Annotated in this window: 24 protein-coding genes; 18 read left to right on the forward strand and 6 right to left on the reverse strand. The window is 44.2% G+C overall.

Annotated elements, in window-relative coordinates:
* The first annotated feature begins 7 nt into the window (after window positions 1–7).
* The 11 genes from JF50_RS01060 (at window position 8) to JF50_RS01110 (ending at window position 11266) form a co-directional block, all read left to right on the forward strand.
* Window positions 8–1003 carry a COX15/CtaA family protein gene (locus JF50_RS01060; RefSeq protein ID WP_052262080.1) on the forward strand — a complete coding sequence of 332 codons (996 nt, stop codon included), beginning with the start codon at window positions 8–10 and terminating at the stop codon, window positions 1001–1003.
* Window positions 1000–1905, forward strand: a complete 906-nt coding sequence (gene cyoE, locus JF50_RS01065; RefSeq protein WP_039607672.1) for a heme o synthase — start codon at window positions 1000–1002, stop codon at window positions 1903–1905. Before JF50_RS01060 ends, cyoE begins: the two co-directional genes overlap by 4 nt.
* Window positions 1905–2516: an SCO family protein gene (locus JF50_RS01070; protein WP_039607673.1), complete on the forward strand. Its 612-nt coding sequence runs from the start codon at window positions 1905–1907 to the stop codon at window positions 2514–2516. The genes cyoE and JF50_RS01070 overlap by 1 nt, the downstream gene beginning before the upstream one ends.
* Before the next feature lie 121 nt (window positions 2517–2637).
* Window positions 2638–2910 (forward strand): STAS domain-containing protein, encoded by a 273-nt coding sequence (locus JF50_RS01075; RefSeq protein WP_039607674.1) that lies wholly within the window; start codon window positions 2638–2640, stop codon window positions 2908–2910.
* A 9-nt stretch (window positions 2911–2919) separates the two neighbouring features.
* Window positions 2920–3282 carry a response regulator gene (locus JF50_RS01080; RefSeq protein WP_039607675.1) on the forward strand — a complete coding sequence of 121 codons (363 nt, stop codon included), beginning with the start codon at window positions 2920–2922 and terminating at the stop codon, window positions 3280–3282.
* Window positions 3283–3300: 18 nt separating this feature from the next.
* Window positions 3301–5436, forward strand: a complete 2136-nt coding sequence (locus JF50_RS01085) for a chemotaxis protein CheA (RefSeq protein ID WP_039607676.1) — start codon at window positions 3301–3303, stop codon at window positions 5434–5436.
* The gene (locus tag JF50_RS01090) at window positions 5433–5939 is read left to right on the forward strand and encodes a chemotaxis protein CheW (protein ID WP_039607677.1); all 507 of its coding nucleotides are present in this window, start codon (window positions 5433–5435) and stop codon (window positions 5937–5939) included. The genes JF50_RS01085 and JF50_RS01090 overlap by 4 nt, the downstream gene beginning before the upstream one ends.
* Before the next feature lie 12 nt (window positions 5940–5951).
* Window positions 5952–8681, forward strand: coding sequence for a methyl-accepting chemotaxis protein (locus tag JF50_RS01095; RefSeq protein ID WP_039607678.1), 2730 nt, complete (start codon window positions 5952–5954; stop codon window positions 8679–8681).
* A gap of 97 nt (window positions 8682–8778) precedes the next feature.
* The gene (locus JF50_RS01100) at window positions 8779–9603 is read left to right on the forward strand and encodes a CheR family methyltransferase (RefSeq protein ID WP_039607679.1); all 825 of its coding nucleotides are present in this window, start codon (window positions 8779–8781) and stop codon (window positions 9601–9603) included.
* The gene (cheD, locus tag JF50_RS01105) at window positions 9600–10223 is read left to right on the forward strand and encodes a chemoreceptor glutamine deamidase CheD (RefSeq protein WP_039607680.1); all 624 of its coding nucleotides are present in this window, start codon (window positions 9600–9602) and stop codon (window positions 10221–10223) included. The genes JF50_RS01100 and cheD overlap by 4 nt, the downstream gene beginning before the upstream one ends.
* Window positions 10224–10234: 11 nt before the next feature.
* Window positions 10235–11266, forward strand: coding sequence for a protein-glutamate methylesterase/protein-glutamine glutaminase (locus JF50_RS01110; RefSeq protein ID WP_039607681.1), 1032 nt, complete (start codon window positions 10235–10237; stop codon window positions 11264–11266).
* Here JF50_RS01110 and JF50_RS01115 read toward each other — a convergent pair whose 3' ends face one another.
* A complete protein-coding gene (locus JF50_RS01115) occupies window positions 11267–12316 on the reverse strand; it encodes a polysaccharide deacetylase family protein (protein ID WP_039607682.1) in 1050 nt (349 codons plus the stop codon). It lies immediately after the preceding gene.
* Between JF50_RS01115 and dinF the strand changes: the two genes are divergently transcribed.
* Window positions 12281–13612 (forward strand): MATE family efflux transporter DinF, encoded by a 1332-nt coding sequence (gene dinF / locus JF50_RS01120; RefSeq protein ID WP_080760062.1) that lies wholly within the window; start codon window positions 12281–12283, stop codon window positions 13610–13612. The genes JF50_RS01115 and dinF overlap by 36 nt on opposite strands.
* Here the strand turns inward: dinF and JF50_RS26555 are convergent.
* Window positions 13557–13832, reverse strand: a complete 276-nt coding sequence (locus JF50_RS26555) for a hypothetical protein (RefSeq protein WP_080760063.1) — start codon at window positions 13830–13832, stop codon at window positions 13557–13559. The genes dinF and JF50_RS26555 overlap by 56 nt on opposite strands.
* 5 nt (window positions 13833–13837) lie before the next feature.
* Window positions 13838–14413: a Fe-S biogenesis protein NfuA gene (gene nfuA / locus JF50_RS01125; RefSeq protein WP_039607684.1), complete on the reverse strand. Its 576-nt coding sequence runs from the start codon at window positions 14411–14413 to the stop codon at window positions 13838–13840.
* A 144-nt stretch (window positions 14414–14557) separates the two neighbouring features.
* Here nfuA and JF50_RS01130 point away from each other — a divergent pair, with 144 nt between their 5' ends.
* A complete protein-coding gene (locus JF50_RS01130; RefSeq protein ID WP_039607685.1) occupies window positions 14558–17089 on the forward strand; it encodes a M14 metallopeptidase family protein in 2532 nt (843 codons plus the stop codon).
* A 5-nt stretch (window positions 17090–17094) separates the two neighbouring features.
* Here the strand turns inward: JF50_RS01130 and JF50_RS01135 are convergent, their stop codons facing one another.
* A complete protein-coding gene (locus tag JF50_RS01135) occupies window positions 17095–17772 on the reverse strand; it encodes a ComF family protein (RefSeq protein WP_039607686.1) in 678 nt (225 codons plus the stop codon).
* Window positions 17773–17829: 57 nt separating this feature from the next.
* On the opposite strand from JF50_RS01135, the gene bioH reads away from it, so the two are divergent.
* The 3 genes from bioH (at window position 17830) to JF50_RS01150 (ending at window position 19890) form a co-directional block, all read left to right on the forward strand.
* On the forward strand, window positions 17830–18567 hold the full coding sequence (gene bioH, locus JF50_RS01140) for a pimeloyl-ACP methyl ester esterase BioH (protein ID WP_039607687.1): 738 nt from the start codon (window positions 17830–17832) through the stop codon (window positions 18565–18567).
* A 103-nt stretch (window positions 18568–18670) separates the two neighbouring features.
* The gene (locus JF50_RS01145) at window positions 18671–18979 is read left to right on the forward strand and encodes a hypothetical protein (RefSeq protein WP_039607688.1); all 309 of its coding nucleotides are present in this window, start codon (window positions 18671–18673) and stop codon (window positions 18977–18979) included.
* A gap of 2 nt (window positions 18980–18981) precedes the next feature.
* A complete protein-coding gene (locus JF50_RS01150) occupies window positions 18982–19890 on the forward strand; it encodes a putative metalloprotease CJM1_0395 family protein (RefSeq protein ID WP_039607689.1) in 909 nt (302 codons plus the stop codon).
* Between the two features lie 56 nt (window positions 19891–19946).
* On the opposite strand, the gene JF50_RS01155 is transcribed toward JF50_RS01150, so the two are convergent.
* Together JF50_RS01155 and greB are read right to left on the reverse strand one after the other, a co-directional pair.
* Window positions 19947–22280 (reverse strand): Tex family protein, encoded by a 2334-nt coding sequence (locus JF50_RS01155; RefSeq protein ID WP_039607690.1) that lies wholly within the window; start codon window positions 22278–22280, stop codon window positions 19947–19949.
* Between the two features lie 85 nt (window positions 22281–22365).
* A complete protein-coding gene (gene greB / locus JF50_RS01160; protein WP_039607691.1) occupies window positions 22366–22839 on the reverse strand; it encodes a transcription elongation factor GreB in 474 nt (157 codons plus the stop codon).
* 146 nt (window positions 22840–22985) lie between these two features.
* On the opposite strand from greB, the gene ompR reads away from it, so the two are divergent.
* Entirely contained in the window at window positions 22986–23705 is a 720-nt protein-coding gene (gene ompR, locus JF50_RS01165) for a two-component system response regulator OmpR (RefSeq protein ID WP_039607692.1), read from the forward strand.
* Entirely contained in the window at window positions 23705–25006 is a 1302-nt protein-coding gene (gene envZ, locus JF50_RS01170) for a two-component system sensor histidine kinase EnvZ (RefSeq protein ID WP_039607693.1), read from the forward strand. Before ompR ends, envZ begins: the two co-directional genes overlap by 1 nt.
* The last annotated feature ends 10 nt before the right edge of the window (window positions 25007–25016 follow it).

Below are 25016 nucleotides of genomic sequence, written 5' to 3' on the forward strand. Positions count from 1 at the left end.
AGGCGTTATGTCTACTGTACTTCAAAGAACCATTACGTTTGCGTGTATGTTAGCTATTTGTGTCGTGGTGCTCGGTGCATATACTCGATTGAGTAATGCGGGGTTAGGGTGTCCAGATTGGCCTGGGTGTTATGGGTTTTTAACCGTACCCAACGAGGTGCATGAAATTTCGGCCGCGCAGTTAAAGTACCCCAGCAGTACTATCGAGCCTCGAAAAGCCTGGATAGAAATGATCCACCGTTATTTTGCCGGTAGCTTAGCGTTGGTCGTCTTATTGCTATTTGTTGTGATCATCCGATCCAGAGCACAACAAGCGCCCAAGGTCTTAGCGGGTACTTTGGTATTTATGATAGGAGTACAAGCGCTACTTGGTATGTGGACAGTCACGATGAACTTACAGCCATTTGTCGTGATGGGACATTTACTTGGGGGCTTCACCGTATTATCTCTGTTGACTTTGTTGTATTTGCGTTCTGCGCCACCCGTAGTTGAATATGAGTCTCAAGCTGGTATGTGTTTGAAGGTTGGCGTGTTTTGTACAGGTGTATTGGTATTGCAAATCGCATTGGGTGGTTGGCTCGCAGCAAACTATGCCGCGCCGCATTGTACAGGTCTGCCGCTGTGCGCCAATAGTGAACTGTTTTCTTGGTCTAGTTTACTCGAGTTGCCAAAGCAATCAAGCACATATGAATATGGTGTCTTACCCTTTGAAACGCGCTTATCGATCCACCTGATGCATCGCATATGGGCCAGCGTTACCTTATTGGCGCTGGTCGCCATGGCCATCGTAATTCATTTTAAAATATCACAGCCCATTATTCGTAAAGCTGCTAACCAAGTTGCGATATTGGTGTTACTGCAGGTAGCAATTGGCGGGATCATTGTTTATTTCAAATTCCCTATTTTATTAACTTTATTTCATAACCTAATGGCAGCGCTGCTATTGTTGGCATTGATCAGAGCCTGTTTTTTACTGTCACGAGCTAGGCAGGTGTGGATATGAATACTGAGCTTAGTAAATACACGTATGTGCTCGAAGGAGCAACAAAACAGATTCAAGCTTATTTTAATATATGTAAGCCAAAAGTGGTGTTAATGCTGGTCCTAACAGCCTGGGTTGGGATCGTTTTAGCGCCTGATACCCAGCGCAGTGGCTGGTTTCAATTCGGGGCGTTGCTGGGTATTGGTTTGGTTTCTGCGGCTGCGGCTGCAATTAATCATATTCTGGATAGGGTCAAAGACAAACAGATGGCACGTACGCGGCACCGACCGCTGGTGATGAACCAACTGAGCGTATCACAAGCTTATTTGTTTGCGTTGGTTATCGGTTCGCTCGGGGTTATTTTACTGCTGCTATTTAGTAACTGGCTGTGCACCTTACTGACCGTTTTGGCACTGTTTGGATATGCCGTGGTGTATACCGTATATTTAAAACATTCAACCCCGCAGAATATTGTAATTGGTGGATTGGCAGGTGCTATGCCTCCGTTACTTGGGTGGGTGAGTGAAACACAGACCTTAAGCGCCGAACCTTGGCTGTTGGTCATGATGATATTTACTTGGACACCGCCGCACTTTTGGGCGTTGGCAATTGCTAGAAAACAGGATTATGCACGCGTCAATGTGCCTATGTTACCTGTCACACATGGTATTCGATTCACTAAATTATGCATGATTGCATATACCGTTTTATTGGTGTTGGTGTGTGTGTTGCCATATTTAATCGGCATGTCAGGGATACTATATCTTGCTGTCGCGTGTTTTTTAAATGCGCGTTTTTTACAAAAAGTGGTGCTTTTATATTTTGAATCAAACTCTGAGTCGGCAATGCAAGTTTTTCGTTTTTCGATCAGTTATTTGTTGTTACTCTTTAGTGCCTTATTCCTCGATAAGTTAGTGATCTAATGCGTTTAATATTATTGGTGTTATTATCAAGTTTACTACTGTCTTGCTCAAAGTCTGACAAGGTATCAGAGCTGACTGTGCAGTATCCGAGCCCCAAATTATTAAAGCCATTTGAATTAGTCGATCAAAACAACAATGTCGTGACAAATGCGCAGTTGCTGGGGCAATGGAATTTACTGTTTCTCGGTTATACCAGCTGCCCAGATATTTGCCCCATGACATTAGCCAAACTCACACATATTAAAGGCAAGCTCAGTGCGCTCGAAAAAACGCAAGTGTGGTTTGTCTCTGTTGACCCCAGCCGGGATTCGGCGCAAAAACGTAAAGAATACATTGCGTACTTTGACGAGTCATTTTTAGCGGTCACGCATTCTCATCAGCAATTGTTTCCCTTTGTGAGGGATATTGGCCTAATTTACGCTATCAACGATGCACAAGACACGGAGTATTACGTAGACCATAGCGCATCGATTGCATTGATAAATCCAGTCGGTGAATTAAGCGCAATTTTTAAACCTGAATTCAAAAAGGGTCAGGTGCCAAGTGTGAATACTGACCAGATAGTTGCGGACTTTGAAATTATAACCCGTGCTAGGAGCGCGGCCTTTTAATCGCACTTGGTTGTTTCTAAGTTAATAATATTTTTATTTCTTTTGCCTAATTTTTGGCAATTTTACTATCAACGTCTAATCTAATCTTATCTATAACTTTTACAGGGAATGTGCCAAGCGCATGATTAAACTTCCTTCTGAGTTAGCCATCAATAAAGTTGAAGAGCTCTATCAGATGTTTGTTCAAGAGCTGGAGTCTGGGCAAGCAATCTGCATTGATATTAGTGATGTTTCAAAAGTTGATACTGCTTCGATTCAAATGTTGTGTGCATTGCAAAAACGGTTGTTGAATTTTGATCAGAAAATTACTTGGCATGGTGATAGCCCTATTTTGTTTGAGTCTGTAGAGCAACTTGGTTTAACCGAAATTTTATCCTTTAGCAGTAAGATTTAAGAGGTCAATATGAAAAAGATTTTAGCTGTGGATGATTCTGCTTCAATGCGACAAATGGTTGGATTTACTCTTAAAAAAGCAGGGTTTGACGTCACAGAAGCAAAGGACGGGAGTGAGGCATTAAATCTGGCCAAGCAGCAGGGGTTCGATGCTGTGATATCCGATGTGAACATGCCTGTGATGGATGGGATCACACTAATTAGAGAGCTGCGCAACCTACCAAATTACAAATTCACGCCGTTACTGATGCTAACGACGGAGTCTGGATTGGACAAAAAAAGTGAAGGCAAAGCCGCAGGTGCAACAGGCTGGATCGTAAAGCCTTTTAATCCGGATCAATTATTAGCTGTATTGAAGAAAGTCATCCGCTAGTACCAACGAGGTATAGGCATGAGCATAGATTTAAGCCAGTTTTTCGATGTGTTCTTTGAAGAAAGCTTTGAAGGTCTGGATGCAATGGAAGCTGAGCTTCTAAATCTAGAACCGGGCAAAGAAGATTCTGAGACCATAAATACAATTTTTAGAGCAGCCCACTCAATAAAAGGCGGCAGTGGTACGTTTGGGTTTGTGTCTGTGTCAGACTTTACTCATGTTCTTGAAACATTGTTGGATCAAATCCGTGATGGACAAAGAGTACTCACTGCAGAGCATGTCAATTTGTTGCTCAAATCAGTTGACTGTGTTCGTGGCTTGTTGGGGGCATTACAAGCAGAAGAAGAGCCTGACTTAAGTGAGTCTAATGAGCTCAAAGCACGATTTGAAGCAATACTCGGTGGTGAATCTTCAGAGCCTACGGGGACTGAAGAGAATGAAGTTGTTTCAGAAGCACAGCAAAGTACCACCTACCAAATAGATTTCAAACCAGAACCGCACTTATTTAAAACTGGCAATGAACCGCTTTACATGTTTTCAGAGCTGGCTGAATTAGGGCAATTGGAGGTCAGTGCATTCCATGACGGTATCCCTGACTTTTTAGAGTTCGACCCCGAAGACTGTTTTTTACATTGGCGTTTCTTTTTAACGACGACTAAGCCCGAACCTTGTATTTCGGAAATATTTGAGTGGGTTGAAGATGATGCGGATATTAAAATTGAAGCATGCGGTGGACTGTTCGAAGATGATACGTTGGATGCCCAAGATACGTCTGCTGAACCTATCAGTAACCAACCAGAACAACCTGTTGTTGAAACACCAGCAAACACCAGTGCACAAGCAGAAGAAAACCTTGCTGCAGTACAGAAAAAAGTAGAATCAGTTAAAACCAGTAAAGCGGAAAGCCGAAAGGCTAATGACTCGACAGCGACCTCTATTCGCGTTGGGATAGATAAAGTTGACTCATTAATCAATATGGTTGGTGAACTGGTGATAACACAGGCGATGTTGAGTCAAATTGGTGACCAAGAAATTACGGAGTCGAGCATTGCCGCATTGCAAGAAGGCTTAACTCAACTTGCTCACAATACGCGAGATTTGCAAGAAAATGTCATGCGAATTCGCATGCTGCCTATCAGTTTTGTATTTAGTCGTTTTCCTAGGCTAGTCAGAGATACATCTCAAAAACTCAATAAACAAGTCGAACTTAAATTGGTTGGTGAGCAAACCGAACTAGATAAAACGGTCATGGAAAAGCTCTCGGATCCCATGGTGCACCTTGTAAGAAACTCATTAGATCATGGGTTGGAGACCCCAGAGGAGCGAATTGCCAATGGTAAGGACCCTGTCGGAACAGTGACACTTAACGCTTTCCATCAAGGTGGCAATATCGTGATCGAAATTATGGATGATGGCAAAGGCCTGGACACTGAAAAAATTCGCAGTAAGGCGATAGCCAATGGCCTGATCAATGAGGCAGATGATCTTAGTGTTGAAGAGGTCAATGAGCTTATCTTTATGCCGGGTTTCTCCACGGCAGACAGTGTTAGTGATATCTCGGGTCGTGGTGTGGGCATGGATGTAGTGAGAAGAAATATCCAAGCGCTAAATGGCTCGGTAGAGGTGACTTCAAAGCAAGGGGTTGGCTCCACATTCACCATTCGATTACCACTTACTTTGGCTATTCTTGATGGGCAACTCGTGCAAGTAGCCACGCACACCTACATCATTCCACTGATATCTATTGTGGAGTCGTTACAAATTGATATTTCTAAAGTCAGTAAAGTGGGTAAAGGGTTAGAGGTACTGCGCCTGCGTGATGAATATATACCGATATTGCGACTTTACGATATTTTTAGCCACCAAGGTGCGCGAGAAGAACTCGATAAAACACTGCTGGTCGTTGTGGAAAGCGATAACTACAAAATAGGGTTATTGGTTGATGATTTATTAGCCCAGCAGCAAGTCGTTATCAAGAGCTTAGAAGCGAATTATCAAAAGGTGGATGGCATTTCCGGGGCGACTATTTTAGGTGATGGTACGGTGTCGTTGATCATTGATATTAGTGGACTGATTAAATTGAGCGGTTTACGTAGGCCAGGATCAACTGAGCTATTGGTCGATTTGAAAGGTGAGGAGGCTGAGCCAGCATGATTGATCAAGTTGAAGTAAATCAGCAGCTGATGTTTGACGGTGAGTCGGATGAGAAGCAGTTCTTAACCTTTATGATGCACGACGAAGAATATGGCATGGATATTTTAGCAGTTCAGGAAATTAGGGGGTGGGAACCTGTTACCACAATTCCTAACTCGCCTAACTTTGTGAGAGGTGCAATGAACCTGCGAGGCACAATCGTCCCAATTATTGATTTGCGTATGCGCTTTGGCATCAGTGCGATTGACTATGGTCCACTGACCGTGGTGATTGTGGTGTCAGTGCAAATAAAAGAGCAGCAAAAAATTATGGGGCTAGTAGTGGATGCCGTATCAGATGTCTACAGCATTGCTGAGGAAAAAGCGAAAGATGTACCTGATTTTCAGGATTCTGATAACGCTTATTTTGTTCATGGGCTAGTAAATGTAGGTCAAAAAATGGTTGTGCTTTTAAATCTAGAAAAGGTCTTAGATTTGAGTGATAAAAGTGGGCTCAAAGGCTAATTGGGGGTTGAAATGAGCGAACAGAGTATCCAAAGCAGTATTAATAACAAGATTCTAGTAGCAGGCATTATTCTGGTTATTAGTGTCATTGTTGGTGCTCAGCTAGGGTTAGCTGAATCAGAGCAAATACGGATGATATCATTTGCGGTTCCATTGCTGGGGACGATCGTTGCCTTAACCTTTTTGAAACATGGTTTGTCACCACTATCAGAGCAGCTTGTTGCCGTCTATTCAGCACTCCCATATATAGCCGTGAGTAACCGTGAACGGTTTGAACAATTAGACCTATCAGGGTTTCCGCAACTTTACCGCGTCTTATCACAAGGTGAAGTAAATGAAGATGAGCACGTTGACGATCATACTGAAAGTTTGCTGTTGGCGCTTAAAGGCTGCCAAGCCAATATTATGGTTGCAGATGGTGACTTAAACATTGTGTATATGAATGACTCAGTCACAACTATGCTCAGGCAAAATGAGCATCAATTACGTAAAGAATTGCCGAGCTTTAACGTGGCTACAACCATTGGTACAAACATCGATATGTTTCATGCTAATCCTAGCCATCAACGTAATTTACTGGCCAATTTACGCGATGTATATAAAACCCAAATTACTGTGTCTGGGTTGACCTTTGATTTGATTGCAACACCTGTGTTTAACGGTAATAACGAGCGTATAGCGACATTAGTTGAGTGGAAAGACCTCACTGAGCAGCTCGCCTTTGAGCAAAGCCAAAAAGCGGAAGCGCAAAGAAATGCCCGCATATCAAGTGCATTGAATGTGTGTCAAGCAAACGTGATGTTAGCAGATGATGATTACAACATCGTTTATGCCAATGAGTCTGTGATACGCATGTTGAGAAAGAATCAATCGCGCCTTCAAGAAGCTTTGCCTCGCCTAAATGTGGATGCATTGATAGGCCAAAATATAGATATATTCCACGTTAACCCGAGTCATCAAAGAAACTTGTTAGCCAATATGACCGAGACTTATAAAACTAACATTGAAGTGGCCGGGTTTACCTTTGGCTTAATCGCCACACCGGTGCAAGACAGTAATGGAAATCGTCTAGGCACAGTCGTTGAGTGGGAAGATAAAACAGAGCGTTTGGCGCAAGAGCGCGAAGAAAGAAAAGCCGCAAATGAAAACCTGCGAGTAAGACGGGCATTGGATAACGTTGCGACGAACACCATGATCGCAGATGGTCATTTTAATATTGTTTATATGAATGATGCGGTCACGACCATGATGAAAAATGCGGAGCGTGATATACGCCAAGACCTCCCCAACTTTGACTGTGCCAAACTTATGGGCGCGAATATTGATGTATTCCATAAAAACCCAGCACACCAACGTAATATGGTCACTAACCTGACAGAAACGTATAAGACGGAAATTAAAGTAGGAGGGCGTACTTTTGGGTTGGTTGCTAATCCAATCGTGAGTGCGGAAGGTGACCGCATTGGTACGGTTGTTGAGTGGGAAGACCGCACTGATGAAGTGGCGATTGAGCTTGAAGTGAATGAACTGGTTGAGTCAGCACGTGACGGTAATCTGGCTGTTCGTCTTAACGAGAATGATAAACAGGGTTTTTATCTCAGATTAGCAAAAGGATTGAATGGTTTAGTGTCTCTGGTTGACGACGCAGTTTCAGATACCGTGAATATGTTAGATGCGTTAGCCAATGGTGATTTGACGCAAAGAATTAATGCAGATTACAACGGGGCGTTTGATAAGTTGAAACAGGACGCCAATACAACAGCAGACAAACTGACAGAAGTATTGAACCGGATCAGCTCATCAGCAGCGATGGTTGCAAGTGGCGCTGAGGAAATATCTCAGGGCAATGCGGATCTAAGTCAAAGAACCGAAGAGCAGGCATCTTCACTGGAAGAAACGGCTTCGAGTATGGAAGAAATGACCAGCACCGTTAGGCAAAATGCAGATAATGCAAAAGTAGCCAACGAGTTAGCTGCTGAGACAAGTGAAAAGGCGGCGACGGGGGGCGAAGTTGTTAACCGTGCCGTGGCCAGTATGTCAGAAATCAATGAATCGAGTAAAAAGATAGCTGACATCATCAGTGTGATTGATGAGATTGCATTCCAAACTAACTTACTGGCATTAAATGCTGCGGTCGAGGCGGCAAGAGCGGGTGAACAAGGGCGTGGCTTTGCCGTGGTTGCTGGTGAAGTCAGAAATTTAGCACAGCGCTCTGCCGGGGCTGCCAAAGAGATCAAAGACTTGATCAGAGACAGTGTCGGTAAAGTTGAAGATGGCACATTATTGGTGAATGAGTCGGGCGCAACTTTGAAAGAGATCGTTGCTGCAGTTAAGCGGGTAACAGAGATGATATCTGATATCGCTGAGGCTTCAGAAGAGCAAAGCTCTGGTATTGAGCAAGTGAACAAAGCGGTTTCGCAAATGGATGAAATGACCCAGCAAAATGCGGCATTGGTAGAGCAGGCGTCTGCAGCTGGTGAGTCTATGGCGGAGCAAGCGAATGATATGCGCAGACTGTTAAACTTCTTTAATGTCGGTGATTCAGGTTCACACAGTTCAGCACCTCAGGTGACAAGTGTACCCACAGAGCGGCTTACTACCCCTCCAAAAGCGCCAAATCACAACAATGGGAATAGGCAATTGAACAACACTTCTTCGGGAGCAACAGCAGATATATCTCAGCGAGTACCTGAGCCTGCAAACCGATTTGCTGATGACTCGGAAGAGTGGGAAGAGTTTTAACAGCACCCTAACTGAGTGCCCTAAAAACGTGGGCACTCTGATAGATATGGATATTTAGCCGTAGTCAATCAACATACGATTAAAGCTTTGTGAGCATATGAAAGAGTTTCCATTCACTGACACGGATTTTCAGAAAGTGTCTGAAAAAGTATATAGCGCATGTGGCATTGTGTTAGGACCGCACAAGCGTGAAATGGTGTATTCACGATTAGCCAGAAGAATTAGGGCTAACGGGTTAAGTAACTTTGAAGATTATCTCGCATTTTTAGATAGCAGCAGTGAGCAAGAGTTCAGTCATTTTATCAATGCGATAACGACAAACCTGACTTCTTTTTTTAGAGAGTCACATCATTTTGATTATCTGAAGAACAAACTGATCCCTAAAATTAAAGAAGACAATCGGCACTCAAGACGAGTCCGCGTTTGGTCCGCAGGGTGCTCTACGGGTGAAGAGCCTTACAGTATTGCGATGACTGTCGCGGGAGAGTTTCCAAGTGATTGGGACGTGAAAGTCTTAGCGACTGACTTGGACTCCAATGTCCTGCAAAAGGCATCGCAAGGCATTTATAGCAGTCAATCCGTGACAGGGTTAGACGACGGACATTTAAGAAAATGGTTTTTAAAAAGTAGTGACGGTAGCCAATATCGCGTTAAAGATCAGTTGAAGAATCTGATTTTTTTTAAGCGTTTAAACTTATTGGAACCTTGGCCAATGCGAGGGCCCTTTGATCTGATCTTTTGCAGAAACGTATTAATTTATTTCGATAAAGAGACAAAAGATACATTGTTTGATGGTTACCACCGGATGCTTGAACCTACTCACGGGCACTTATTTATTGGTCATTCTGAAACCATGAGTAAAGAGCGCAGTGATTTCAAGAATTTAGGCAAAACTATGTATAAGAGGATAGATGCAGCATGAACCACTTTAGGCCGGTGATCAGGGGCTTTGAGCACGTTAAGCGGTTTTGGGATGCTGGACGCAATAAGGTTGTGGCCAAAGTCTTACCGGGCGAGTTTTATGTATCTAAGAATGATGAACTTATCTCCACAGTACTCGGGTCGTGCATCGCCGCATGTGTTTATGATGAAAAGCTCGGGATTGGAGGCATGAACCATTTTATGTTACCAGGCGCGCAAAAAATGAAGGATGTGACCAATGTTCACTCTGATGATTTTAACTGTCGTTATGGCAACTGGGCAATGGAGTTCTTGATTAACGAAGTGCTCAAAAATGGCGCCAGTCGTTCCAATCTTAAAGTGAAGCTCTTTGGTGGCGGCAAAATTATCAGTGCGATGACAGATATTGGCGTGGGCAATATTCGATTTGCACAAGCCTACGTAGAGGAAGAAAATCTCGAGTTGGTTTCTCACGATGTTGGCGGGCCATGGCCGAGGAAAGTTGTGTTTCACCCTCAGTCAGGGACCGCTAAAGTCAAAAAACTGAGACAAATGCATAACGATACGATTGAGAAACGAGAGGTTAAATACTTGCATGATATCGAAGCGCAGGATGCCACGACCGATATCGAGCTATTTTAGAGTAAGTTGCAATGATAAAGGTTTTGATAGTAGACGACTCCCCTTTGCTTAGAGCGGTTTTAAAAGCGGTTCTGGAGCAGGCGGGAGATATTGAGGTGGTCGGGGCCGCAAAAGATCCGTACGAGGCCAGAGATATGATTAAAGCACTTCAACCTGATGTGCTGACGCTCGATATCGAAATGCCTAAAATGGATGGGCTAAGTTTTTTGAAAAACTTAATGCGTTTGAGACCCATGCCCGTTGTGATGTTGTCTACGCTAACGCAAAAAGGGTCACCTGAAACATTGGAAGCGTTAGAGGTGGGGGCGGTCGATTTTATTGCTAAGCCGATGTCTAATGTTGCGGAGCAATTAGAAGCATACGCAGACGTACTTTACCAAAAAATACGCACAGCCAGCCGAGCTCGAGTGAGGGCATTTAAAGCGGATAAGCAAACAGGCGCAAGATCTGCACTGGCCGCGGGGAAGAAATTTCAATTACGTAGCGTGATGGCGATCGGGGCGTCCACAGGCGGCACTGAGGCGTTGCGTGAAGTATTGACAAAACTACCAAGTAATTGTCCTCCTGTGGTGATTACGCAGCACATTCCGCCTGTATTCAGCACTTCATTTGCACTTCGTATGGATAAATGCTGTGAGGTAAGTGTGAAAGAGGCTGAAGATGGTGATGAGCTCGGGGCAGGCAAAGTGTTTATTGCGCCGGGTGACAGGCATTTATTAATCGTCCAAAAAGGGACTAAGCTGATTTGCCAACTGAGTGATAGTGAAAAAGTGAATCGTCATAAACCCGCAGTCGATGTGCTGTTTGACTCTCTAATTCCCGTCGCAAAAAATGTACACGCGGCTTTATTAACGGGAATGGGATCGGACGGTGCGCAGGGGTTATTGCGTTTAAAAGAAGCTGGGGCGAGCACATTTGCTCAGGATGAGGCGTCATGTGTGGTGTGGGGCATGCCTCGCGCAGCCGTAGAGCTCAATGCGGCAAATAAAGTGGTTTCTTTAGATGCCATGGCAAAAGCGTTATTGGACTCCGCGAGCAGTTAGTTACTGCACTTTTTGGACTACCCAAGGCTGAGAAAACCAATGAAAGCGGCCCTTGTGTGTTTTTGATGGCGCAGTACAGTTATATCTTGAACGGCCAGTAGGTAAGGGCTCGGGTGTCGTCACAGTGACCGTCTTTTCCCCAGTCCAAGTTAGTGTCGCACGGCCAATACCAGACACAAAACATGCCAATTGACCTTGGCTAAAATCCATGGTGTTAAAAGAGAGCGTAAAAGACGGCGTTCTGTGTGTGGTGACAGAATTGTTGTAAGTCAGTGTGTCTATATCAAAGGGAATAGAGTTGATTTTGACTTTTAGCGTTTTTAAATTGCTGTAAATACCAGAAGATGGGAATCGCGGCACCCGTGTGAAATCCGTTGTTGGACCTACCGCCCCAGAATGCTGGCCAATCCCGATTAACCCCAATTTTTTAACCAATTCTTGTAATGAGGTATCAAACTCACCATAAGGATAGGCAATATATGGATAATTGTGTCCAATTTCAGCGTTGATCCGTTGTTGAGACCATGTCAGATCATGACTTATGCGCTGTTGCCACTGTGATTCGGATTCACCTTTTTTACGTAGGTGTAGGTAATCATGTTTGGCGCTATGGTTGGCAATAATAGCCCCACGTTTGGATAAGGCTCTGAGCTCATCCCAAGTCATGACATAGCTTTGTCCTTCATCAATTAATTGCGGGTTGACGAAGATAGTATATGGGAAGTTATAAGCCTCCAATAACGGCGCTGCGGCTTCAATATTATTGTCGTAGCCATCGTCAAAGGTAATTGCAACAGTATTCATTGGCAGAGACTTGCCTTGCTGCAGAGTATCAATAAAGTCGTTGAGCGCGATCACGTTGTAATTGCCTTGTTTCAAAAATTCTAAGTGAGACTTGAATGTGTCTTCACTGACACTGGTGACGGGGGGGAGTTTCTCACTGACGTGATGATACTGTAATATAGTCGCACTGTGTGCTTGAGCACTGGCTAAACCAAAAAATAGAACTAAATTATGAAGCTTTTTCATTACCTGCGTACACCTTATCATATTCCACTACTCACTCTCGCAGCACCGATGATCTTATCAAATATTTCGGTCCCCCTGTTAGGATTAGTTGATACCGCCGTGATCGGCCATTTAAGCCATGCACACTATTTGGCAGGCATCGCGTTGGGTTCGGGCAGTATTGCATTATTATTTTGGCTTGCCAGCTTTTTACGTATGAGTACCACAGGAGAAATAGCACAGGCATTTGGTGAGAAAAACCAGACTCGCTCATACCAATCCCTACTTGCGAGTCTGGCAATTGCACTCTTTTCTGCACTTACTTTGATTGGTTTATCACCTTTTTTACTCGATATCATCGAGCGCCTTGCTAATCCTAGTAGTGATGTCATGGCACAAGCCTCGACGTATTTTTCCATTCGAATTTACAGTGCACCTGCGGCAATGATGAACTTGGTCCTACTTGGGTTTATGCTTGGATTACAGTACGGCAAGGGGCCGTTTTATGTGGTGTTATTTACTAACATTGTCAATATCGTCCTCGACCTGCTGTTTGTCATTGGCTTTGAGTGGGGCGTGGCGGGTGCTGCTTGGGCGTCGGTCATCGCCGATTACAGTGCGCTTATTCTTGCTGTGTGCTTGACGGCGTCATTGCTCAAACAACGTGGGTGGACGTTCGCATGGCGACTACCTAACCGTGAGCATTTGATGCATTTACTCACGCTCAACAAAGATATTTTCATCCGTTCATTGGTCTTACAATTGTGTTTTAGCTTTATGACTTTTTATGGCGCGCGATTAGGAGAGAATACGCTAGCGGCTAACGCGGTGTTGCTGAACTTTTTAATGTTGGTCAGTTTTGCATTAGATGGCATTGCTTATGCTGTTGAAGCCAAAGTCGGGCAAGCGAAAGGGGAGAGAGACGTTGAAAAGTTAAAGGCTTGGGTGGCAGTGAGTATATTATGGGGAGGGGTTTTCGCTTTATTGTACTGCATCACGTTTGCGCTATTTGGCCCGATGATCATCAACATGTTAACCAGTATTCCGAGTGTAGTTGAAACGGCGTTAATCTACCTGCCTTGGTTAGTTGTATTACCACTTATCGCGATGAGCTGTTTTTTATTCGATGGCGTTTTTGTTGGTCTTACGAAGGCGAAAGAGATGCGCAATAGTATGATATTCTCTGCGCTGTTTGGCTTTTTCTTACCGGTATTTTTACTATTAGATCATGGCAACCACGCTTTGTGGTTTGCCATGAGCTGTTTTATGGCGCTGCGTGGCGTTACTTTGATTTACCGTTATCGAAAGCTTGGCGTGCAGAACGCCTTGCTGAAATAACTTGCGAAAATCGGTTTGCAAAGATCCCCAAGTAGCCATACCCCGCGATACCTAGCGCTGGAAATAAAACAGCTAAACCAGCGTATCGCCAGCTAGGGTCATGGTAATGGCTAAGGGCAAACAATCCCATCGCGATCACAAAAAGGCCAATACCTGTAAAAAAGCGCTTTAGACTTCGCTTGGGGTTGGAGCCCAAGCGATAAATATACTGCGTGAACATAGTGATTAATAGTAAGAGTGGTCACCACGTGCGTGCTCAGTAACATCGCGCACACCTGTGATTTCTTCAAACTTGGCTATCATCTCCTTTTCAATGCCTTCTTTTAGCGTCACATCGATCATCGAGCAGCCGTTACAGCCGCCACCAAACTGTACGACTGCGATGCCATCTTCTGTGATTTCAACTAAGCTTACCTGTCCACCATGGTTGGCGAGCTGTGGATTGACATCTGTTACGAGCATATGTTCAACTCGTTCTTCTAAAGAGGCGTCATCTTTTAGTTTTTTTGCTTTGGCGTTTGGTGCTTTCAAAGTAAGCTGACTGCCCATTTTATCGGTGGTGAAATCGATTTCAGCTTCCTCTAAGAATGGTGCACTTTCTTCGTCAACAATGGCATCAAAACCATTGAAGTTAAAGCGCATATCGCTTTTTTCTACGGCATCTGCAGGACAGTAAGATACACCACATTCAGCTTGCGCTGTGCCTGGGTTAACTACAAATACACGAATACTGGTTCCCTCAGCTTGGTCGCTGAGTAGTTTTGCAAAATGGGTTTGGGCTGATTCTGAAATTGTGATCATAATCTGGCTATACTTGACTAATTTACTCGGTTACTTCCTATGATACTCCCCTCGTCCGGTTGTAGCTAGTGTTGGACGTAAAAATTTGCTGTGAAATAGTGCAACTTGCTAGCGTATAGGGGAACATTAAAAGATGGAATTGATATGAGAATTTTTTTGATACTACTGGTTTTATGGGCATTCCAAAGCCAAGCTAAACCTATCAGCTATTATTTTTCTTCAGATATAGAGTTTGATCAAAGTATCAGTAAACCCAGTGATATACTGGGGTATGAAGTCGGTGAGTGGCATGTACGTCATGACCAATTAGTTCAATATTTGACGCTCTTAGCCGAACAAAGTCCGCGACTCAGCATTTCAACAATAGGGTATAGCCATGAGCGTCGGCCGTTGCTCTTACTCAGTGCAACCAGTGCCTCGCAGTTAAAAAACTTAGAATCTTTGCGTCAAGCGCATGTGGCAAGATTAAACGGGCAAGAGATCGCGTCGCAGACGCCAAATGTGATCTGGATGGGGTATAGCGTGCATGGTAATGAGCCTTCGGGAAGCAATGCTGCATTGCTGGTGGCTTATTATTTGGCAGCCGCGAAAGGGCAAGAAGTCGAGCGTTTACTGGAGAACAACATCATTTTGCTCGATCCTGCGATGAATCCTGATGGACTTGCCCGATTTGCACAGTGGGCCAATAGCCACCGTGGGCAAGTGTTATCATCCGATCCGGCGCATCGCGAGCATGTTGAAGAGTGGCCTTCCGCGCGAACAAATCATTATTGGTTTGATCTTAATAGAGATTGGTTGTTATTGCAGCACCCTGAGTCACGTGCCAGAGTGACTCAATTTCATCGTTGGAAACCAACCGTCTTAACTGACTTTCACGAAATGGGCACCAACAGCAGTTACTTTTTTCAGCCCGGGATCCCATCACGGACACATCCAATCACACCTGCACAAAACCAATCACTGACACAAAAATTAGCGACCTACCATGCGCAAACTTTAGACCGTGAGCAGCAGTTATATTTTACGCAAGAAAGTTTTGATGACTTTTATATTGGTAAGGGTTCGACTTATCCTGATGTAAACGGCTCTGTTGGGGTCTTATTTGAGCAGGCAAGCAGTCGTGGTCACGTGCAAGAGTCCATCAATGGCGATTTACACTTTCACCGCACGATAAAAAATCAATTACTGACTTCCTTATCAACATTTTCCGGTGTGACCGCGCTTAAATCTGAACTGACGGCTTATCAGAAAGCATTTTTTTCACAGTCTAAACAGTTAGCCAGTAAAGAGAAATATCACGGTTATATGGTAAGAAGAGGTCAAGATACTTACCGTTTTGAGCAGTTTGTTGAATTATTGAAAAGTCATCAAGTAGTCGCTTACCCGCTTACCAAGGCGTTTAAAGCTGCAGGAAATGAGTATCAAGTCGGGGATTTATATATCCCGTTACAACAGGCTCAATTTCGTTTTATTAAAGCTGCTTTTTCCACACAAACACACTTTAAAGACAATACGTTTTACGACGTGTCTGGCTGGACTCTGCCCTATGCGTTTGATTTAGACTTTTCCAAAGTATCCAGCAGTTGGGGGTTAAATTATAGCGATACACCATGGTATAAAGCGCCTATCGAAGCAAGCTCTGCAGAGCTTGAACGTGGGTATGCATTTGCATTTGAATGGCATCATTATCTCGCTCCAAAATTGGCCAACTTATTATTGGCAGAAGGTATTCAAATCAGAGGTGCTTTAAAGCCATTTACCGCACAAACGCAAAACGGCCAGCATGCATTTTCTGCTGGCAGTATTGTGATACCTAGCGGTTTACAAACCGCCTCAAACTGGTTTAAGAGGCTCACTGCGTTGGCTGCAAGTGTGGATATCCCGTTATTTTCGATTGAAACCGGACTCACTGCGCAAGGCATTGATTTGGGCTCTCGGTTAATGTCACCACTTGAGCAACCAAATGTGTTGCTGGTGGGCGGAAAAGGCACCAGTCAGTATGAAGTAGGGGAATTGTGGTATCAGTTAGATCGTCATCTCAGTTTGGCGCCGACCCTCGTCGAGCAACATCGTTTAGGGAAGCTCGACCTCTCTCGTTACACACATATTATTTTGGCAGATGGCCGCTATGAACACATGGACAGTCAAGCCAAAAGTGCCATCTATTCTTGGGTAAAAAAGGGTGGGGTCATTTGGGGACAAAAACGCGGCGCTAAATGGTTAGTAGATCAACAGCTACTAAAGGTTGAAACCGTGTCAACTAAAGAAATGAAAGCGTTATTTAAAACGGATGGTCTGCCTTATTCAGAGCGAGAAGCTTTGGCTGCCAAGCAACGTATTGCGGGGGCTATTTTTCAGGCCAAAATTGACCTATCACACCCTTTAGCATTTGGTTTTGAGGATGCAAACCTGCCGCTATTTAAAAACAGTACTTGGGTGATGAAGCACAGCACTAAGCCCTTCACCAATGTGGCGCAGTATACCAGCTCTCCGCTGCTCTCTGGATATGCGGATGAACGCAATATTTCGCAAATAGCAGGAAGTAGTGCATTAGTCGCTGCGCGTTATGGTAAAGGGGTCGTCGTTGTTATGACTGATAACCCTGTTTTTCGCGGTTACTGGTACGGCTCTAGCCGTCTGCTCAGTAATGCGCTTTTCTATGCGGGTAGTATCTAACATTTTTATAATTCAGTAATACAGGTTGCACAGGCCCAGATGCTTTGTGCACCTGCCTGCTTACATAGAGCTGCGACGGCATTCATGGTTGCGCCGCTGGTGATCACATCATCAATGATTAAAATTCGTTTGTGTTGAATATCACCAGTAAGATAAAAGGCATGCCTAGCATTTTGTTGCCTAGCATGTTTTGAAAGTAAAACGTGAGAAGGTCGAGTGCGCTTGGCAATGACTGTTAATATCGGAATTTGGTGGTGTGTTAACAACTTTTGCCAAGTTTGATAGACCTGATTGTAGCCTCGATTTAGCAGGCGGGTCGTTGCCAGAGGGACTATGACACACGCATCAGCTTGAATAAGTTGTTGTAGATGTAAGTGTGCCCATTGCTTTGCAATAATTTGTCTGACTATCATCATGGCATGTCGGTCACGGTGATATTTGACCTGTTTCAGCCAGACGCCTAATTGACCTTGATACCAGCCGCACGCACTCAGCCCATCACATTCAGGTAAGTTGAACATCCGATTTATATCTGGGCGCAATAGCAAATTCCCCTCCTCTGATCCAAAAAGTGGGAGAGTGGGGTAGCACGTTTGGCAAATCCCAGGGGACTCGATATCGCTTTTACACGCGGCACATTTTGCAGGCAACAGGCTTTTTCGAAGTGCATTAATAAGTGACATTGCTTTCATTCCTTGAAACGCTATCATAGCCATAATTTTGGCTTGAGACGTATTAATATGCAAAGAGAAATTGTATTACTGCATGGTTGGGGAATGAACAAAGAGGTTTGGCAGCTTATCGAAACTGAGCTTGAAAACGTCTTAGGCCTTTCTGTAAAAGCCCTAAATTTACCTGGGTTTGGTGGAGAGCCAATCAATAGTGAAGCGTATGAACTTGATACTATTGTGCAGACCTTAGCGAATAAAGTGAACGAAAATAGCATCGTGGTTGGTTGGTCACTCGGTGGCTTGGTTGCCACGAAGCTGGCTGCGGCTCATCCAGATAAAGTGGCACATCTTATCCTGGTTTCTTCGAATATTCAGTTTTGCGAAGATGACACATGGCCAGGAATTAAGAGTCAGGTACTAGCACAATTTAAAGTGCAGCTTGCTAAAGACAGTAAAAAAACCATCGAGCGTTTTTTAGCTATCCAAGCAATGGGGAGCGAGCATGCTAAGGGAGATATTAAGCAGCTCAAATCACTATTGTTTCAGGCACCGGAACCGCAAGAAATGGCACTCAGTGCAGGCCTAGATATACTACAAAACACCAATTTGAAGAGCGAGTTTGAGACGTTACACTGTCCTGTGAACGGGATATTTGGTCGTCTGGACGCTTTGGTGCCACCAACGGTAGCCGCAGAAATGGCCAAGGTGAATCCGCAATTTCGTTATGAAATATTGCCAAAAGCATCTCATGCACCCTTTATTTCTCATCGCAACGAATTTATTAATTACCTAAAATCAATCCTTTAAATTGGATCCGCCAAATGGGCGGCAATTTTTTGCCGCCCATGCTTTATTTTGAACATAATATGAGCAATAATTAGGTTAGTGAAAAAGTAACTAGGAGTCTATTATGCCTATTGGTGACGTGCTTAATGCAGGCGTTGAAGGGTTTAATCGTGCTCAACAAAATATTGAGCAAGCGTCGGCTGATATTAACCGTGCGACGATTGATCAACAAAGCGACGAACAATTAGCGCAACAAAGACAGCTTGAAGCTGCCCGTCCTGAAGAGGCCGTAACAGCACCGGTTTCTCAGCCACCAAGAATTGATGAGTCTTTGGTGAACCTGAAAGTAGAAGAGTTCAATGCCAAAGCCAATACCCAATCTATTCAAACTGCAGACGAAGTGCTGGGAACGTTGATTGATATTAAAGTGTAAGTATGAATATCGTCACGCCACAACCGGCGGTTAGTCTCAATACTGCAAACGTCTACACTGAAACTGCTAGGCGAGACAACCAGCTGCGCGAGGTGATCCCAAAACCGGCTGCGGTTACACCGCCTGCAACAGAAAACAAATCATTACAAGACAACGACAAGGCGCGCCTGAGCGAAAGTGAAGCGCAAGAGACATACGACGCGAATGGTCAACTAAAAGACAGTAAAACCGTTCAAGAGCGCGGCGATGAAAAGAGCGAAGAGCAGCAAGCTCAGTCTGGTAGTGATGATGAACCTTCTGAACGCGAGCAAGCGCAACAAGAACAGGATGAGCAACAACTTAAAGAGTTGAAAGACCGTGACCGTGAAGTCAGGTTGCATGAGCAAGCACACGCCCGTGTAGGTGGCCAATATGCGGGGTCTCCAACATACGATTACCAACGAGGCCCAGACGGTAATAATTATGCGGTCGGCGGGCAAGTGATGATTGATGTTGCACCCGTTGAAGGTAACCCGCAGCAAACCATCGAAAAGATGCAAACGGTCAGAGCTGCTGCTTTGGCACCGGCTGAACCCTCGGGGGCGGATCGTGCCATTGCCGCAGATGCGACATCTAAAATCGCCACAGCGCAAGCTGAACTAGCAAAGCAATCTATCAGTGGTTCAGAAGAAGAAAGTGCATCCAGTGGGGTGCAGAAGTTTGAGAATCGCCGTCTGACAGAAGAGGGGACCGCACAGTCTGAACAACCGGTGTTAGAACGTGCTAGGCTCAAACAAGAGTCTGATCCATTTGCCGTTGCACTGCCGATAGAAAGAGATCCTGAAATTGAATCACGAGCCCTGAGAATAGAGGGATTTTATGGGCAAGTTGCTAAGCCTGATAAAGACGCTCGTCTCTCTGTTTCAGTCTAAAGTTATTAGCAATAAAAAAAGGAAGGGGCCCCCTTCCTTTTTTACGTTAAGCCATTTTATTTTTTCAACTTAGCAAAGGCTTCTGCAAATGCATTGCCCATAGCGGCGTTACCTTGATCGCGTCGATTTCCTTTTTGGTTATCTCTGCGGTCGTTTTTACGGCCATGATTTTGAGCGGCTTTTTGTTGAGGTTTATTCTTATGTGCATCGCTGCTGGATGGTGTTGCGTCATTTAAGCGCATGGTAAAGCTGATGCGCTTTCTGTCTACGTCAACTTCAATCACTTTTACTTTTACAATATCACCCGCTTTTACAACTTCTCTTGGATCAGAGATAAACTTATCGGTGATCGCGGAAATATGCACAAGGCCATCTTGGTGCACACCAACATCAACAAACGCACCAAAGTTGGCAACGTTGGAAACAATCCCTTCTAAAACCATGCCCACTTTTAAATCAGAGATTTTTTCTACGCCCGCTTTAAACTGTGCAGTTTTAAACTCTGGACGCGGATCTCGACCTGGTTTATCCAGCTCTGAGATGATGTCAGTGACCGTTGGCAAACCAAACTTTTCATCAACATAGTCATTAGCTGATAGCTTTTTCAATAAATCACTATTGCCAATCAAGCTTTGTAGATCGAGTTCATTGGATTGAGAGATCTGTTTAACAACCGGGTAAGCTTCTGGATGCACGGCTGATGCGTCGAGTGGGTCATCCCCATCGATAATTCTTAAAAAGCCAGCCGCTTGTTCAAATGCTTTAGGCCCTAAACGCTCAACTTTTTTAAGTTGCTTACGATTTGAGAAAGAACCATTACTATCGCGGTATTTTACAATGTTGTTTGCCAGCGTTTTGTTCAACCCTGATACTCGCGTGAGTAGTGGCACTGAAGCGGTATTGACGTCAACACCCACTGAGTTTACACAGTCTTCAACGACCGCAGTCAATGTTTGACCTAATTGGCTTTGCGAGACATCGTGCTGATACTGACCCACACCAATAGATTTCGGTTCAATTTTTACCAGCTCGGCAAGTGGATCTTGCAAGCGTCTCGCAATAGATACTGCGCCACGCAAAGACACATCTAAGTCTGGGAACTCATTCGCTGCAAATTCAGAAGCGGAATAGACCGATGCCCCGGCTTCACTGACCATGATTTTGGTCAAGTTAAGATCTGATGCTGCTTTTTGAACTTCAGCCGCCAGCTTGTCGGTCTCTCGCGATGCGGTGCCGTTACCGATCGCAATAAGCTGAACTTTATGCTGGCGAGAAAGCTGTTCAATGGTGCGAATTGATTTGTCCCAATGGTTTTGAGGAGCATGTGGGTAAATGGTGGTGGTGGCGAGTAATTTGCCCGTAGCATCTACAATGGCAATTTTACAGCCAGTGCGCAATCCAGGATCGATACCCATGGTGACCTTCGGTCCTGCTGGTGCTGCCATGAGTAGATCTTTGAGGTTTTTAGCAAACACATCAATGGCGCCATTTTCTGCTTTTTCTCTTAAAGAGCCAAGGAACTCATTCTCTAAGTGCAGAGATAATTTAACTTTCCAAGCCCACTGGACAACAACCATAAGCCATTCACTGGCCGCTGCGCCTTGCACCACTAATCCATAATGATCAGCAATCATTTGCGCGCAAAACTGTTGGTGATCTTGCGCTTCGGGTTCGGGGTTAATCGTGATTTGTAAAACCCCTTCATTTCGTGCTCTGAGCATAGCAAGCGCACGATGCGAAGGCACTTTAGAAAGAAGCTCATTGTGCTCGAAATAATCTCTATATTTGCTACCACTGTCTTCTTGGCCTTTAATCACTCGGCTCTGAAGCTGTGCATTGGCGCTAATATGTGCTCTAAACTTGGCAAGTAATTTTGCATCTTCAGCAAATCGTTCCATCAAAATAAACTTTGCCCCATCAAGGACACTTTTTGTATCTGCAAAGCCCGCATCTGCGTTGATGAAATCTTCAGCGATTAATTCCGGCGATAAATTTGGATCTTCAAATAATCGATCAGCCAGAGGCTCTATGCCAGCTTCAATGGCGATTTGGCCTTTGGTACGGCGCTTAGGTTTGTAGGGAAGGTATAAATCTTCTAACTCAGTTTTGCTGTTAGCTTGCGCAATATCACTGGCCAGTTGTGCAGTCAGCTTCCCTTGCTCTTCAATGGTTTTAGTAATGAATGCACGTCGTTCTTCTAACTCTCTTAAATAGGAGAGACGTTGTTCTAGTAGACGCAATTGAGAGTCATCTAAACCACCTGTGACTTCTTTACGATAACGGGCGATAAAGGGAACAGTTGCGCCCTCATCTAACAATGTGGTGGCAGCCAGCACTTGCTGTTCTGAGGCATTTAGCTCTTGGGCTAAACGAGCTGAGATGTTGCTCATGCAAAATCCTTATAAAGTTCAATTAGCTACGCTAAAAAATCTATTAAGCGTTAGTTTTTATCATACCATATTAGTGGAAATTTTATCAGGCTTGATATTCGATTCTATTGATATACCACAGGGCTTCACCTTGGGGAGTTTTTACCATGAAATCATCATCAACTGACTTACCGAGTAGCGCTCTTGCCATCGGTGAGTCTATAGAAATATAGTCATTGCGTTCATAAATTTCATCCGGACCGACAATTCTGAAATTTTTGATTTCACCATCGTCGTTCTCAATTTCAACCCAAGCACCAAAATAGACCTTTCCAGCTTGCTGTGGATCATACTCAACGACCTTTAAATCGGGTAGTCGTTTTCGTAAATATCTTACACGGCGATCAATTTGTCTGAGCAAGCGTTTGTTAAACGTATAGTCGGCGTTTTCTGAGCGATCGCCGAGGCTGGCGGCCCAATTGACTATTTTGGTTATTTCAGGACGTTTTTCAAACCAGAGGTGATCATGTTCCTGCTGTAATTTTCGATACCCTTCGGGTGTAATTAAGTTCGTTTTCATAATGTACTATATTAAAAAACCTATAAAGGTACGCATATTTGAAAGTTGTAACGTTCAGTAACAATCTTATCAGTACGTTATGGTGTCTAAGCAGCTTAATTTCAATTATATTTAACCAATAGTTAAATGATAACAAGAAGAATCAGATGGGAAACGAAACAACAAAAGTATTGGTCGTTGATGACGATATGAGATTGCGCAGCTTGTTAGAGCGCTATTTAGTCGAACAGGGCTTCATTGTTAGAAGTGCTGCAAATGCAGAGCAAATGGATAGGTTGCTTGAAAGAGAAAACTTCCACTTGATGGTATTGGATCTCATGTTACCTGGTGAAGATGGATTATCGATTTGTCGACGTCTCAGACAAAAAGAAAATGAGATCCCCATTGTCATGCTGACAGCAAAAGGGGATGAAGTTGATCGTATTATTGGCTTAGAGTTAGGTGCGGACGACTATTTACCAAAACCCTTTAACCCAAGAGAGTTGCTGGCTCGTATTAAAGCTGTGTTACGCAGAAAGACAAAAGAAGTGCCAGGTGCGCCAGCTGCACAAGAAAATGAAGTCGAATTTGGTATTTTCAAACTCAACTTGGCGACCAGAGAAATGCAAAAGGGGGATGAGACGATTGCCCTAACAAGCGGAGAGTTTGCGGTTTTAAAAGCGCTGGTAAGCCATCCCAGAGAGCCTTTAAGTCGAGATAAATTAATGAATTTGGCCCGAGGGCGAGACTATAGTGCATTGGAACGCAGTATCGATGTTCAAGTGTCTCGATTACGCCGTATGATTGAAGAGGATGCTTCTAACCCAAGATACATCCAAACGGTGTGGGGGTTGGGGTACGTATTTGTGCCCGACGGCGAAAAGTAATGGGTATTTTTCCTCGTAGTGCGTTTGGCCAGACGGTATTCTTTGTCGCAGCTTTGCTATTGATAAACCAAATCGTCTCCTATATTACCGTCACTTTATATGTTTTTAAGCCGACTTTTGAGCAGGTCAATTTGATGCTCGCGAAACAGGTTAAAACCGTATTTATTGACTGGGAAGAAGGCGTTGAAGTGGACTCGGCGTTATCGGATAAGTTTTTTGAGATAACCGGCATCGAGGTGATGACACAAAAAGATGCGTATAGAAATGGACTGGGTCAAGCGCGTGAGTACAGCTTGTTATCCCGAAGTATGTCTGAGCAGTTAAACGGCTCAGCACGTGTCAGAATTAGCCAAGGCGATCCTGTTGTATACTGGGTTGAAGCACCACAAGCACCAGGCTATTGGGTCAGGGTGCCTTTAACCGGTTTTTCTGAAACTAAGTTAGAGTTTTTGGTCTTTTACTTATCAAGTATTGGCTTTTTAAGTGTTTTGGGAGGATGGCTCTTTGCAAGGCATTTGAACAGGCCGTTAAAAGCATTGCAAACGGCTGCCAGCAGGGTAGGAGTAGGAGACTTTTCTACACGCTTAGTTGAGCAGGGGTCAACAGAGGTCATTGAAGTGACCAAAGCCTTCAATCAAATGTCTAAAGGGATCGCTGAGCTAGAAAGTGACCGCCGGTTACTGATGGCTGGTGTATCACATGACTTGCGTACACCATTGACTCGCATTCGCCTGGCAACAGAAATGATGTCGGATGAGGAAGCGTATCTAAAAGAAGGGATCATTGATGACATCGAAGATATGAACGCGATCATTGATCAATTTATTGAATACCTGCGCCATCATAGCAGTGGTGAAATGAATAAAGAAAATGTCAATGCGCTGGTCGAGGAAGTGGTTCACGCTGAACAGCAACATAAGCGCATTATTAATGTCAGCTTGGCTGAGACTGCACCTTGGGTAGTGGCAAATCATGTAGCATTAAAACGTGTTTTAACCAACATGATTGAGAATGCCATCAAATACTCAGAAGATGAGATAGATGTGAGCACTCAAGCGGATATTAAAAATAAACGGGTCGTGATCCAAGTGAAAGACCGAGGCCCTGGTATTCCTGAATCTGAGCTGGAATCGGTGTTTGAGCCATTTAAGCAAGGCGATCAAGCCAGGGGGTCAGATGGTAGCGGTTTGGGTTTGGCAATTATCAAACGTATTGTGGCAACACATGGTGGTAAGGTGTCTTTGAGGAATAGATCGAAAGGGGGCTTATGCGCTGAGGTGCAGCTGCCACTGTGTAAATAACCATTGAATT

The organism is Pseudoalteromonas luteoviolacea, from assembly GCF_000814765.1.
Taxonomy (GTDB): Bacteria; Pseudomonadota; Gammaproteobacteria; order Enterobacterales; family Alteromonadaceae; genus Pseudoalteromonas; species Pseudoalteromonas luteoviolacea_H.

Bases quoted from the DNA above. Each gene is read 5' to 3' on its own strand.
- JF50_RS01060 (WP_052262080.1), top strand. From the start codon at position 8: ATGTCTACTGTACTTCAAAGAACCATTACGTTTGCGTGTATGTTAGCT.
- cyoE (WP_039607672.1), top strand. From the start codon at position 1,000: ATGAATACTGAGCTTAGTAAATACACGTATGTGCTCGAAGGAGCAACA.
- JF50_RS01070 (WP_039607673.1), top strand. From the start codon at position 1,905: ATGCGTTTAATATTATTGGTGTTATTATCAAGTTTACTACTGTCTTGC.
- JF50_RS01075 (WP_039607674.1), top strand. From the start codon at position 2,638: ATGATTAAACTTCCTTCTGAGTTAGCCATCAATAAAGTTGAAGAGCTC.
- JF50_RS01080 (WP_039607675.1), top strand. From the start codon at position 2,920: ATGAAAAAGATTTTAGCTGTGGATGATTCTGCTTCAATGCGACAAATG.
- JF50_RS01085 (WP_039607676.1), top strand. From the start codon at position 3,301: ATGAGCATAGATTTAAGCCAGTTTTTCGATGTGTTCTTTGAAGAAAGC.
- JF50_RS01090 (WP_039607677.1), top strand. From the start codon at position 5,433: ATGATTGATCAAGTTGAAGTAAATCAGCAGCTGATGTTTGACGGTGAG.
- JF50_RS01095 (WP_039607678.1), top strand. From the start codon at position 5,952: ATGAGCGAACAGAGTATCCAAAGCAGTATTAATAACAAGATTCTAGTA.
- JF50_RS01100 (WP_039607679.1), top strand. From the start codon at position 8,779: ATGAAAGAGTTTCCATTCACTGACACGGATTTTCAGAAAGTGTCTGAA.
- cheD (WP_039607680.1), top strand. From the start codon at position 9,600: ATGAACCACTTTAGGCCGGTGATCAGGGGCTTTGAGCACGTTAAGCGG.
- JF50_RS01110 (WP_039607681.1), top strand. From the start codon at position 10,235: ATGATAAAGGTTTTGATAGTAGACGACTCCCCTTTGCTTAGAGCGGTT.
- dinF (WP_080760062.1), top strand. From the start codon at position 12,281: ATGAAGCTTTTTCATTACCTGCGTACACCTTATCATATTCCACTACTC.
- JF50_RS01115 (WP_039607682.1), bottom strand. From the start codon at position 12,316: ATGATAAGGTGTACGCAGGTAATGAAAAAGCTTCATAATTTAGTTCTA.
- JF50_RS26555 (WP_080760063.1), bottom strand. From the start codon at position 13,832: ATGTTCACGCAGTATATTTATCGCTTGGGCTCCAACCCCAAGCGAAGT.
- nfuA (WP_039607684.1), bottom strand. From the start codon at position 14,413: ATGATCACAATTTCAGAATCAGCCCAAACCCATTTTGCAAAACTACTC.
- JF50_RS01130 (WP_039607685.1), top strand. From the start codon at position 14,558: ATGAGAATTTTTTTGATACTACTGGTTTTATGGGCATTCCAAAGCCAA.
- JF50_RS01135 (WP_039607686.1), bottom strand. From the start codon at position 17,772: ATGTCACTTATTAATGCACTTCGAAAAAGCCTGTTGCCTGCAAAATGT.
- bioH (WP_039607687.1), top strand. From the start codon at position 17,830: ATGCAAAGAGAAATTGTATTACTGCATGGTTGGGGAATGAACAAAGAG.
- JF50_RS01145 (WP_039607688.1), top strand. From the start codon at position 18,671: ATGCCTATTGGTGACGTGCTTAATGCAGGCGTTGAAGGGTTTAATCGT.
- JF50_RS01150 (WP_039607689.1), top strand. From the start codon at position 18,982: ATGAATATCGTCACGCCACAACCGGCGGTTAGTCTCAATACTGCAAAC.
- JF50_RS01155 (WP_039607690.1), bottom strand. From the start codon at position 22,280: ATGAGCAACATCTCAGCTCGTTTAGCCCAAGAGCTAAATGCCTCAGAA.
- greB (WP_039607691.1), bottom strand. From the start codon at position 22,839: ATGAAAACGAACTTAATTACACCCGAAGGGTATCGAAAATTACAGCAG.
- ompR (WP_039607692.1), top strand. From the start codon at position 22,986: ATGGGAAACGAAACAACAAAAGTATTGGTCGTTGATGACGATATGAGA.
- envZ (WP_039607693.1), top strand. From the start codon at position 23,705: ATGGGTATTTTTCCTCGTAGTGCGTTTGGCCAGACGGTATTCTTTGTC.